General features: G+C 44.2%; 8 protein-coding genes. 5 read left to right on the forward strand and 3 right to left on the reverse strand.

Annotated features, from left to right (window positions below; genetic code table 11):
• The 3 genes from AC4MRV_RS20205 to AC4MRV_RS20215 form a co-directional block, all read right to left on the reverse strand.
• The coding region (locus tag AC4MRV_RS20205; RefSeq protein ID WP_491189101.1) for an SbmA/BacA-like family transporter at nt 1–322 on the reverse strand (322 nt) is incomplete at its 3' end.
• A 2-nt stretch (nt 323–324) separates the two neighbouring features.
• The gene (locus tag AC4MRV_RS20210) at nt 325–3,105 is read right to left on the reverse strand and encodes a M16 family metallopeptidase (protein WP_491189102.1); all 2,781 of its coding nucleotides are present in this window, start codon (nt 3,103–3,105) and stop codon (nt 325–327) included.
• 94 nt (nt 3,106–3,199) lie between these two features.
• Nucleotides 3,200–5,668 (reverse strand): TonB-dependent receptor plug domain-containing protein, encoded by a 2,469-nt coding sequence (locus AC4MRV_RS20215; protein ID WP_491189103.1) that lies wholly within the window; start codon nt 5,666–5,668, stop codon nt 3,200–3,202.
• Between the two features lie 257 nt (nt 5,669–5,925).
• On the opposite strand from AC4MRV_RS20215, the gene AC4MRV_RS20220 reads away from it, so the two are divergent.
• The 5 genes from AC4MRV_RS20220 to AC4MRV_RS20240 all read left to right on the forward strand — a co-directional run bounded on the left by AC4MRV_RS20220 (nt 5,926) and on the right by AC4MRV_RS20240 (nt 12,068).
• Nucleotides 5,926–7,908, forward strand: a complete 1,983-nt coding sequence (locus AC4MRV_RS20220; protein WP_491189104.1) for an FG-GAP repeat protein — start codon at nt 5,926–5,928, stop codon at nt 7,906–7,908.
• 33 nt (nt 7,909–7,941) lie between these two features.
• The gene (locus AC4MRV_RS20225; protein ID WP_491189105.1) at nt 7,942–10,005 is read left to right on the forward strand and encodes a hypothetical protein; all 2,064 of its coding nucleotides are present in this window, start codon (nt 7,942–7,944) and stop codon (nt 10,003–10,005) included.
• Nucleotides 10,006–10,156: 151 nt separating this feature from the next.
• Entirely contained in the window at nt 10,157–10,783 is a 627-nt protein-coding gene (locus AC4MRV_RS20230) for a MotA/TolQ/ExbB proton channel family protein (RefSeq protein ID WP_491189106.1), read from the forward strand.
• On the forward strand, nt 10,780–11,214 hold the full coding sequence (locus AC4MRV_RS20235; protein ID WP_491189107.1) for an ExbD/TolR family protein: 435 nt from the start codon (nt 10,780–10,782) through the stop codon (nt 11,212–11,214). Before AC4MRV_RS20230 ends, AC4MRV_RS20235 begins: the two co-directional genes overlap by 4 nt.
• A complete protein-coding gene (locus AC4MRV_RS20240; RefSeq protein WP_491189108.1) occupies nt 11,214–12,068 on the forward strand; it encodes an energy transducer TonB family protein in 855 nt (284 codons plus the stop codon). Before AC4MRV_RS20235 ends, AC4MRV_RS20240 begins: the two co-directional genes overlap by 1 nt.
• Nucleotides 12,069–12,260 lie beyond the last annotated feature (192 nt).

The following is a 12,260-nucleotide window of genomic DNA, read 5'->3' on the forward strand; positions in this document are numbered from 1 at the left end:
TGTCCCAATGAGCCATGTAGTAACTATGCATAGCGGTGCGCCAACGAAACATAAAATGGCGCATAAAGAACTCAAGCAAAATCGCGACTACTATAAAAATTGCCGATATTTGCAGAAAAGTCGTAAGGTGCTCATAGAGATCACTGGCTTCAACCGTACCAGGTTTGGTCAACGCTTGCTGAATCGAGTTATAGAAGTCACCAAACCACTCATTCACCCTCACATCAAGTTGAACCTTGTACCAAGTTGCAAACAAAATGATCGCACTGCCAAGCCAAGACCAAACAAACCAGCGTTTGTCAAAAAAGAAACTGCGGAACATAATTAATTACCTTCTTCAGACACTGGCGTGCCAATTAAAATTGCTTGTTTAGATAGTGGGATTATCTGCTCTAAGATCGACTGTAATTTTTGCTCAGTCACTTGTTGTTCAAGCGTTAGCATCGATTCCAAATACGCTGGGCTTTGATATTTTTGATAGCTCAATGAAAGGCGACGCAACCAAGTATTTGGGTCTGCGAGTCTCAAAGACTCCGCAAACTTAATATCTTGTTGAATGCGCTTATAGTTCTCTTGCTTAAGCAGAGGGGTCAGGCTGCTTAACACCCTATTATGAGCCTCAATCAGCATTTCCACTTTCTCGGGCGCTGTTGTGAACTCAGTCTTTAATCGAACCTTGTTGTCTTTACTTAAACCCATTTCAAAACGGATCGAATAAACACCACCCAGTTCATGACGCAGTTTGTTTTTCAACGCTTTTTGAATGACAGGATTGAGGGTCGAAACAAGAAAACTCGATTCCGGCGTCCACACCATGTCGCTTTCACTTTTTATGGTAACGGTAGACTTTTGTTCGTCGTGCATCGCTTGTCTCAGCGTGTGATCGCCACTAGGTAACACCGGCTTGCTCATTACCAAGTCCGAGCGGCGTTCTATAGAGGCAAGATAAGGTAGCACCGCCTTTTCAATCTGAGATTCAGACCCTTCACCAACAATGAACAACGATACGGGCTGACGACTCAGCGTTCGAATAACGGCAGAAAAGCGTTCCAAAGTCAGTTCATCAATTTCGGTTTGTGTTGGATGCAAATCAGCAGGTGTTCCCCACAGTGCATCACGGGCTAAGCTATCTAATGATTGCTCGGCCACCGCCTCTTTAATCGCATCTTTTGCCTCGGAAAATTCAGACGCGCCAAGATGCCATTGAGTTTGAGTCGTCCAATAAGCACGCATTAATGACTCAAGGTTCTCTGGCTTAACTTTGGCTGAAATATCAAGTTCACTCCCCTTTTGAGCCCAACTCCAGTTCGCTTTGTGCACTTTCTGCCACTGAGACATTTCTTGGCTCGTCAAATCACCAAAATCCGTCTGCTGCCAGACTTGTTGAGCGGCTTGGGCTAACCAAGCAGGCTGACTTTCACTGTAGTAACCAGCATCAGAAAGCGCTTTGATGTAATACTCTCCAGAGCGAGTTTTTCTGTTCAGCCATACAACTTCATCACCATTAGCCAGTTTCCATTGAACCACTTCAGGCGAGTAGTGCTTGTGCTTACTCAACACTCTTGCTTTGGATAGATTCGGTTTAGTTAAATCGACAAGATTGGCAATACGAGTGGTTTCTTCTTTCTTGTTGCTTTTATTTGGAATGATCTCTAGGCGATCAAGCTTCAAAGTTGAAACTTTCGCCGTAACTTTTTCGACCTCACCAACCGTAGGCAACACGCGTTCTTGATCCCCAGGGATCTGGTAGAACATAAACTGGTCAGGAGCGGTCAGCATCTCATTGACTCGTTTATTCAACTCATCCGCTGTCAACGCATCAATCCATTTGAGTGTACGCTCAGACTTAACCGCATATTCTTCTTCTAAGCTACCCTGCATGATGGCCGCCGTCAGTTTGTCTTCCCACTTAGCAAAACCTCGTTGTGGAATTGCTTTGCGGTTTCTCAAAACAGAAGCGCGTGCTTTTTCTTTTAGCGTGAGTAACTCAGATTCTTCGATACCGTTTTGTTTGAGTCTCTCAATTTCACGCAATACGACATCAAGCCCCAGAGCGTGGTCGTGAGTCTTCGCCGCGAGTGCGACGATCAAGCGTTCATTGGTAGGTTCACTAAACGTAATGTGGACAGACGTCACCGCATCACCATAGTGATTTCTCGCAGCCCTTACTAAAGGCCTTACAAGTTTGCGAATGAAATAATTCTGAAAACGCTGATATGCACCAGCCTCTGTTAAGCCTGGCTCTAGTTCGTTTCGGAAACCATAGACTACCGCTGAAGTTGTACCTTTAGGGTCTTGTACTTTGCCAATCACTAGCCCATCTTTTAGTGGCAATTTCACATAGCTTCTATCGGGTACTGGGTTAATTTCTTCTTCACCGAAACTGGATTCGATAGCCGAAACCAATTGTTCTTCATCAAAATACCCACTTGCCACTAACGTCATGTTTCCTGGCACGTAGAACTTGTCGTAAAAAGCGCGAATGTCATCAATTTCAACGGCCCAAATATCTTCTTTGGTGCCAATCGTCGGTCTATCGACATATCGAGAACCGTTTCTGACCACTTTTTTCTTGGCTATGTTGACTCGCTCAGCCACTCCAGAACCACGACGCATCTCTTCAAGGATAACACCGCGTTCCAATTGCCATTCACGATCGAGTAATTTCGCGCCAAAAGCTAAATCACTTAATAGTTGAACCGATTCGGATGCATTCAAAGAGTCATTTGGACGAGTTCGAACCATGTATTGGGTTTCTGTTTGACGCGTCATCGCGTTTATTTGCGTGCCCGTTTTCCAACCTATTTGATCGAACATCCTATGCATGTCGATGTCATGAGCGCGATTGGCACGAAATACCATGTGCTCGACAATATGCGCCATTCCACGATATTCATCGTCGATCGAACCAGCGTTAACAATTAAACGAAGATTGAAAGGGTCATCTGGGTTTTGGCTATTATGAATAACGTACTGAAAACCGTTATCTAGCTTTCCTTGCGTGAGGTGGGGACTCCATTGAAGTTCCTGTGCATAAAGACTAAAACTTGTTAAAAACAAGCATAGGACTGCCGTTAACGTGATAGAGCGTTTATAGAACAACATAAATATAATAACGTTTTAATTAAGAACGGATATTTAGGCCAAATAGTCGAATTGATAATATTTCGACTATTTGGCCTAAGCTAAGAAGATTGAATTACCAGAAATCGACCGTAGCCCCTAACCAGAAGGCTCGCCCTTTTCGGTATGTACTCGACTCGGAATATGGGTCGGTATTGAATAAGTTGGTGACTCTTGCTGACAGCACTGTCGATGTCTGTGGAGTTCGGTAGACTTCCAACTTACCGTTTAGATTGACTTCGGTATAAGAGTTAACCTTGTCTTTTTCATAGATTTCATAGTCTGTACCGCCCACTTCTGTGTAAGTACCAGTCTCGTCGATAGTGTCGTACGAACCACGATAAACCACACCCAAGCTAGTCAACAGGCGGTTACTCCACCAGCTCGACGTCAGCGTAAGATTCGCCTTCACAGGTGTTGCATAATTGTCTGGGTTTTCCAACAGTTTCAGGTCATATTCGGACATGACTCTGCCATCGTAATAAATAAAGTGGTTCTGAAGCTCATCGATATCATCGGTGCTCATGTACGTTTCACCGAATGTATTCGTCTCCTGCCAACGCACGCTTGCAGACAGCGCGTGATCTTTATTCAATTGACCACCCCACTCTAAAGCGATTGCTTGGTAGTCAGTTTTGCCATCATTGGTCAACGTCCAGTTACTCACACCTGAATCCCACTCTTGCGAACTCAGGAACTGGTCTCTATGGAAGCGTTTCACACCCTTAATTCTGAAGCTACCATCTAAGAAAGTAGGAACCGTCAAAGCCGCTGTTATTTCATCACTGTAAGGTGTTTTTAAATCACTATCACTGTAATCGTAATTTACTCCGCTTGAATCAAATGCCCAGTCACTTAACGTACCATCACTGTTCAGCGTTCTTTTGTAGGTTGTGGTCGCAGGTGTCGCATCTTTAATAGCGTAAGCAACTGTATTTCTTGTGTAATAACGGTTTGCGCCTAAAGTGAGGTCATAGCCAGAGTAGAACTCCCAACTGGTGACAAACCTTGGAGAAACATTGTGATTGTTTAGGTAGTTTTCGTAGTCGTAACGTAAACCACCTCGGACAAGAACAGAACCAAATTCACGCTCATACTCTGTCCATAAAACTTGTTGATACACACCAACATCCGCTACGTATTGGTCGTAGGTTGTTTTTGATGTAAACGCGATATCACTCATACAAGCTGGATCGTTGACCTCACAATCAATCCCATGACTGGAAGACAGCACGTATTGTGAGTAATAAGCGTTATCTTGTGGGCGCTCTCGGTAGGCTCGAGTATAGGTTGACTCAGTGCCAAACCTTATTGTGCCATCCAGAAGATCGGTACTGGCTGTGAAATCCAATTTGTAATCTTCTTGAGTTTGATAGAGGTCTCCGTAACCACCTTCAAAACAACTCGCATCAGAGAAACATAAGCTACTGCCATAATCCGAGCTTGCATCCCATTTATAACGGTCGCCATCCCAATCACGACCAGTGTCAAACTTGTTGTAAGACAGCTTGCTGTTCCAATCGTAATCAAAGTGATACCCGCTAAAACCTAAGTAAGTGATCAGGCCATCACTCTTTGTTTTTCTCTCACTATTGGCCGAGTTTGCCGAGGTATGTTCGCTGCTATATGGGCTTGTACTGAACATAAATTCAGACTCAAGATCGTCGTTTATCTCGTAAATCGCCTTTACCAGATAATTTTCACTCACATCTGAATTTGTGTAAGGTGCGAAGCCATAGTTTTCGCCACGATAGTAATCAGCGGCAGATTCACTTCGGCTGTAAGCCACTAATACTTTTAACTTTTCTGTAAGAGGAAGGTCAAAACTCGCGGATGTGTTATAGCGTAAAAAGTCAGGATAATAATCTCCGGATTTATCTTGTCCGATATAATAAATCATCTCATCTTTTTGAATGCCGCCGCTAATGGAAGCATGAAAGGTATCCTTGGGATCCCTAACTTGAAAATCGACGGCCCCGCCACTGAAATTACCGTGCTCTGCCGAAACGTTAGAGTCGTAAACTTGAACCGCCCCCAGCAAAGAAGGATCGATATAAAATGTTTGTGCTGTGGAACCGTTTACGTCGTCGTAATCTTCCTGATCTTCATCGGTAGAAACTACATCCATTACAGAGTTAATCGACACGCCATCAATCGATATATTGTTGTCGTAAAACTTACCGCCAGAAATCGAAAAATCCGAAGGACGAATGTGCTGTTCCGCTTGAGCACTGCCTTCGTAGCGTTCAACATCCAATTCCACAAACGGCAAAACGTTGAGTAATTCAGACGTATCGTTCGATCCTTGATTGTAAATTTCGATGGCTTCTTGGGAAATAACACTCAAGCCAGAATCAACAGCATCGAAGCTTTCATAAGCTTGTTTTGCAGTTAATTGTTGCTGGTCATTTACAGTTTCTTCATAAATTGAAATATCTTCCAGCTTGGTCGAACCTTGCAGATTCTCTTCTGCGCTCGCTGGAATAACGGCACTTGCGAACGGTATCACCGCAGCTCCAACCCATACTATCTGTCTGTTTTTCATGGTAAATATCTTAGTTCGGCAGTTTCAAATTCCGTATTTTTAAAACCCTACTTGCTCTACGGCAACTCTAGAGAGTGACACAAACTATGAAAAAAGATTAACGCTGTCAATGGTTATGAAAATAAGAATAATTTCTATTTACATGATAACTCTGGATACGTTACCATGCGCAATTTATAAATCTAACAAATAAGAATGCGTCTCAAGAAGTCGCGCAAATCGCCCAAAAATACGAATACTTTCAGTGGATGAAATACATGAATAGTACAAACACACACCAATTTTTTAATCGCTTTGCTCTTAAGCCACTAGCCGTTATGACCACCTTAGCTTTGACCGCTTGTGGTGGTTCAAGTGGTTCAGATTCAGGGACAAACGCTGGACTCAGCGCCTTCAACCTTACAGGAATCACAGCAGCAAACACCCAAGAAACAGACGGTTCAGGCGCAGTACGCCAAATCAATTTATCTTGGGAATCCGCTGGAAGTAGCGCATCAAGCTACACAATATGCCAAAAAGATGAGTCATTAGAGAATAACTGTCTGGAAGTTGGTACCAGTAGCACCACAAACGCTAACGTTGTTTTAGATAACCTGGTAGATGCTATCTCAGCGTCGTATTTTGTTATCGCGAGTGATGGTTCGAATACCGTCTCTTCGTCAGAAATGTCTCTTGAAAACGATCAAATCACTGATTTAATCGGCTACTTCAAAGCATCAAACACGTTTTCCGGAGCTTATTTCGGCTACAACATTGCATTGAGCGGTGACGGAAAAGTCTTAGCAGTAGGTGCTTATTCTGAAGATTCTGCTGCGACTGGAATTGATGGTGAAGACGACTATCAAGAAGATACTAACTACAACGAAGACAGCGGCGCCGTATACGTTTTCAGACAGGAAAACGGTATTTGGCAACAATCTAGCTACATTAAAGCTCCAAACCCTGATGAAGATGATGGTTTCGGCTACTCACTGTCGTTAAGCGACGACGGTAACAAGTTAGCGGTTGGTGCATGGTTCGAAGATTCGATTGCGACCGGTGTTGATGGAGATACGACAAACAACGATGGCAACAACACCGGCGCTGTCTATGTTTATGAGTTTTCTGGTTCTAGCTGGGCTCAATCTGCATACTTGAAAGCGTCGAATACTTTGGCGTCAGCCAGTAACGCATTCTTTGGTAGTGCGCTTTCAATGAGCGGTGATGGCAGCACTCTGGCTGTAGCATCTCGTGGTGAGCGCTCTGGTGGTACAGGCGTTGATGCAAGCCAAGACCAATCAACCAGTACGGTAAGTAACTCAGGTGCGGTTTACATTTTCAGTGATGATGGTTCAGGTTGGGCACAAACTGAGTACATCAAGGCTCTTGTTACCGACAGCAATGATTACTTCGGTTGGTCGTTAGATCTTGATGAAGATGGCAATACACTGGTTGTTGGCGCGAACTCAGAAGATTCTGCCGCTACAGGTATCAATGGCGATGCATCGTTAGATGATGCTTCAGCAAGTGGCGCGGCTTACATCTTCTCTAAGAGTGGTTCAACTTGGAGCCAAGACGCTTACCTAAAAGCCTCTAACACTGAACGTTCTGACAAATTTGGTACTGCAGTATCCGTTAGTGGAGATGGTTTAACGGTACTCGTTGGTGCAACTGGTGAAGATTCTGCCACAACAGGCATTAACGGTACCCAAACAGAAGATAAGGATACTGATGATAACTACGCTAGTGCGTCTGGTGCAGTTTATGTATTCACATTTGATAGCACAGATTGGACGCAATCAGCTTACATCAAAGCATTTAATACCCAAACTTCTGATGCATTTGGTACAGCACTTGCCTTGAACTCGGATGGAACAGCATTCCTTGTTTCCTCTTTGAGCGAGGACTCTGCAGCTACTGGTTTTAATGGTCAAAGTACCGAAACAAAAGCAGATGAAGATACCGGTGTTGCTGAAGATAACTATGCCTCTGGTGCTGGCGCAGTATTCCTTTTCAACCTTGAAAGTGACAACTGGGTTCAGTCTCACTACATCAAGGCGACAAATACTGAAGCTTCAGACCGTTTCGGTCAATCTCTGGCAATTAGCCAAGACGGTAAAAACTTTGCAGTTGGTGCTCACTACGAAGAATCTGCGTCTACAGGTATCAACGGTGAGCAGAACGAAACACCAGAAGATAGCGATGCAGGCACTGCGGCTGTGAACTTCGCGGATCGTTCTGGCGCAGTTTACGTTTACTAATTGACGTAAATAACATCACGGCATAACTCACTAATGAACGAAATAGACCAGTACCAAACTGGCTATTTCGTTGTTTTGTTTCGAATCAACGGAGTAAACATCATGCTCTCCTTAGGACGCTCAGCTTCGTCACCTTACAAAGTCACTTCCTTATTACTTTGCTTGTTTCTTGCTGGGTGCAATGACGGCAAAGGTAGCTGGCCAGCGGAAGAAACCACCGATCCGGGCGACGGTAACAGTGGAGACGAAACTTTCTACGAAACAGACACCTCACAGGGTGTGACTGTAAATGAAGGTGATTTCGACCTTAATACTCTTCAAAGTGCAAACACCAAAAATAGTGACGGTTCCGGCCGAATACTACATATGGAGATAGATTGGGATCGTGCCTTTACTGGATCTAGCAGCGTTACTTATAACGTCTGCCAAACAGATGCGAGCTCCCCAGATTCTTGTAAGGTGCTTGCGACAGTAAACGATCAACTGAGCTATACCCTTTCGCTCAATAGTTTATTGGATATCGCCAACCAAAGTTACTTCATACTGGCGAGTAATGGCGTAGATACTCTAACGTCAGATACAAAACAGGTACATCCTGGTGAACTGGGTCGAATTGCGGGTCGCTTTAAAGCATCAAACCCTCAACAAGGTGACAATTTTGGACGCCTTGTCGCAATCAGTGCAGACGGAAAGAAAATGGTCGCCACAGCGCCCTTTGAAGATTCTGCCGCGACGGGAGTAAATGGCGACCAAGATAATGACACTGACGAAACAGGTGCTTCCGGTGCCGCTTACGTCTTTGAGTACGATGACGCTTCATCTGAATGGCGTCAAACCGCTTATCTTAAATCAAGCAATCCAGAACGTATCGATTACTTTGGTTATGGCAACAGCTTGGCTATCAGTGACGACGCAAGTGTAATTGCAATTGGTGCTTATGGCGAAGACTCCGCTTTTGCGAATGACCAAACCGACAATAGCCTTTCATACGCAGGTGCTGTTTACATCTTCAATTACGATGGTTCTTCATACTCACAAACGGCTTACCTCAAAGACGCAACTCCTAAAGAAAACTCGCGTTTTGGTTATTCAGTCGCAATCAGTGCAGATGGAACACGCTTGGCTGTCGGTTCTCCTTATAGAAATGCCGTGGGCAGCCTAGAAGAAACCGGCAGTGTGAGTGTCTTTGATTTTGACGGTTCGAACTGGAGCCATACAAAAGAACTCACCGCATCAAATGCGGGCGAAGAAGACCGTATGTCGATTCATATTGCCTTGAGTGGAGATGGCAACACCCTCGCCGCAACTTCATACCTCGAGGATTCTGATGAAACCGGTGTTAACGGTTTAGGGAACAATAATAATGCCGAAGATTCTGGTGCTGTTTATGTGTTCTCGTACGCCAATAATGATTGGTCAGAGACTGCTTACCTCAAATCATCCAACTCACAAGCTGGCGACTATTTCGGTTACTCCGTTGCGCTTAACTACGATGGGAATACGCTAGCGATCGCCGCAGGCCTAGAGGATTCAGCTGCGACTGGTATCAACGGCGACCAAACAGATAACAAAGGTAAAGGCTCGGGCGCGGTATACCTATTTACACGAAATGCGGGGGCTTGGACACAAGATGCTTACATCAAAGGCTTGAACACAGATGGAGCAACTTTTGGTCACAACAGCGATGCAGCCCGCGACCCAAGTGATGAAACTTGGGGTGATCACTTCGGACGTTCACTGGCACTTAGTGACGATGGCACGATACTGGCTGTCGGTTCAATGAACGAAGATTCCGCCGCCATCGGTATTAATTGGGATCCGGACGATGACAGTACACCGGATGTAGGTGCAGCTTACATTTTTACCTACGACGCGACTCAAAGTTCATGGGCACAAACCGCTTACGTAAAATCCGACAGTGCTGGCGATTCAGATTGGTTTGGACGTTCGATCGACTTATCAAGCGATGGCAGCACTCTAGCCGTTGGTGCCTATAACGAAAGTTCAGGTTCGACTGGCGTTAATGGTGAGGAGACAAACTATGACCAAGACGAAGACAACGACGCAAACTTCTCTGGTGCTGTTTGGATTTACTAACCAAGCACTACAAATGAACGGATATTAAAAACGCTTTAGATTCAAAGCTATAAAGCAATCAAACATGAAATTAAGTTTGATTGCTTTGTTCGTTCTTATTATCACTAATTTTATAAAGTTTCACTTTCTATCAAACCTAATTGAGGTCCACATGTTTGAAGATATCTGGCAAATTGGAACCGCTATTCCTCTACTTCTTTGTTCGATTGCTGCGATTAGTTTAATTTTAGATCGCTCAATTTTTCTCGCTAAACAAAAAGACCTTTCACGAGAGCAATACGAACAGACACTCATCAAAGTGACCGACAGCCGAGCACACGACGTAACTCAAGAACTTATCGCGAGCAAAGTGTTCTACAAACAAGCGTTGGAGATGTTATCTAAAGAGTCAAACAGCGAAAAGACCATTCGCGATGAGAAGATTTCGACACTGATGATCGTGCTTAACAGTCGATTGCGCCAACGACTGTCGGCACTCGTAACAGTAGCGGCATTAGCGCCAATGCTGGGCCTTCTTGGTACCATCATTGGTCTTATGCGCGCTTTTAGAAGCATCGGTGAGCATGCTGGCCCTGTTGAACCATCATTAGTCGCCAATGGTTTGTGGCAAGCACTCTCCACCACAGCCGGCGGCCTCATTATTGCGGTATTTTGCATCTTCGCTCACGCAATCTTCGTATCAAAAATTAAGAAAATGCTGACGCGGAGCCAAGTACTACTCAACAGTTTGTCAGTGTCAATCCATCAGCAAGGAAATCGTTCGGAGCAATCGCTGTGATACACTTTGAGCAAGAAAAGGACCTTGAGCCAATAAGTGCAGACACAATGACACCAATGATAGATGTCATACTGTCTTTAATCGCTTTTATGATGTTAATGATCAATGCCCCACTACTGACCATGGAAATGGACCTGCCTGACGTAGAAAAGAGTGAGAATACTGCGTCATCAGAAAAAGAAGTGATCAACTTGTTGATTCTGAGCGAAGCACACCATTGGAAAATCAACGAAAACCTAATCACATCTAACCAACAGCTAGAAAACGAGTTGGACAGGCTGGTGATCAGTGCAGAAGAACCTGTCGCAACTATACTGAGCATTGATCAAGAAAGCTCTGCTCAACGAATGATCGATACACTTGATATTCTCAATAGGCTTGGTGTTAAAGATACGCAAATTGCTCTTGAAAATAGCGCGGGTAAATCTTGATGAACATAGCGACAACATCAAGTTTTTTTAATCGTTCGTTGTTTCTTTCGATCGTTGCTCACATCGTCATTATCTCGGTAATCTGGTACCGATTTGATGACGAGAAAGTATCAGTTCAAGAGGCGTTAGCATCGAAGATTAGCGTCGGAATTCGAACTGCCGCCGCAGGCACCACTGCGGCCCCACAAATTGCGCCTCAACAAGAGACAAAAAAGATCAGCGAACCTGAACAACCAACACCTGAACCTCCGAAAGAGACAGAGCCAGAACCTGTAGAAGTTCCAAAAGAAAGCCCAAAAGTAAAAAAGAAAGAAAAACCAAAACGAAAAGAGACAGAGAAACCCGTAGAAACAAAAAAAATAGAGCCTAAACCGAAAGAGGTTGTGGAAAAGAAAATTGAGCCGAAAGAAACACCAAAGCCGCAAGAGAAAGTAGAGCCAAAGCCCCCTAAGGAGTCTCAACCTCTACAAAATGCACAAGTTAATGGTGCAAGCGGCATCGATGGTTCAACAAAAAGTGACATCAAATTAAAAGAGACTGGGCTCAACCAACAAGTACTTGGGGAATTAATGGCTCTTTATGAGCTGGAACTACGACAGCACCTAAATAGCTTCAAAAAGTTTCCGCGATCTATGAAGTTAAAGCGTAAAGAAGGTTCTGTTGAAGTTGCCTTTGTCATCGACAATCAAGGTAATTTAGTAACGACAAAATTTTTAAAACGCAAAGGGCATCGTGAGTTTCAAAAAGCCACCAGTTCTCTGTTTAAAAACGCCCTTCCTCTTCCAAAACCTCCTCTAGAAGTGAAATGGAAGCAAAAGCAATATCAGCTGACATTCCACTACGATCTGGACTGAGCACAAGAAAACGGGGCAATACACTAATAATTTAGGTATCGCCCTCTATCTGATGGATGGGCTTACTTCTATTGCCATTCATACAAAGCGTCACCTTAAGTCGAGTTAAAACTCAGACACCTGTATGTTTCTGTACGTTATTTGCGCGAGATTGGTCACATCTCGCGCAATCGACCATCCATAAAAAACAAT

Source organism: Vibrio sp., assembly GCF_984391705.1.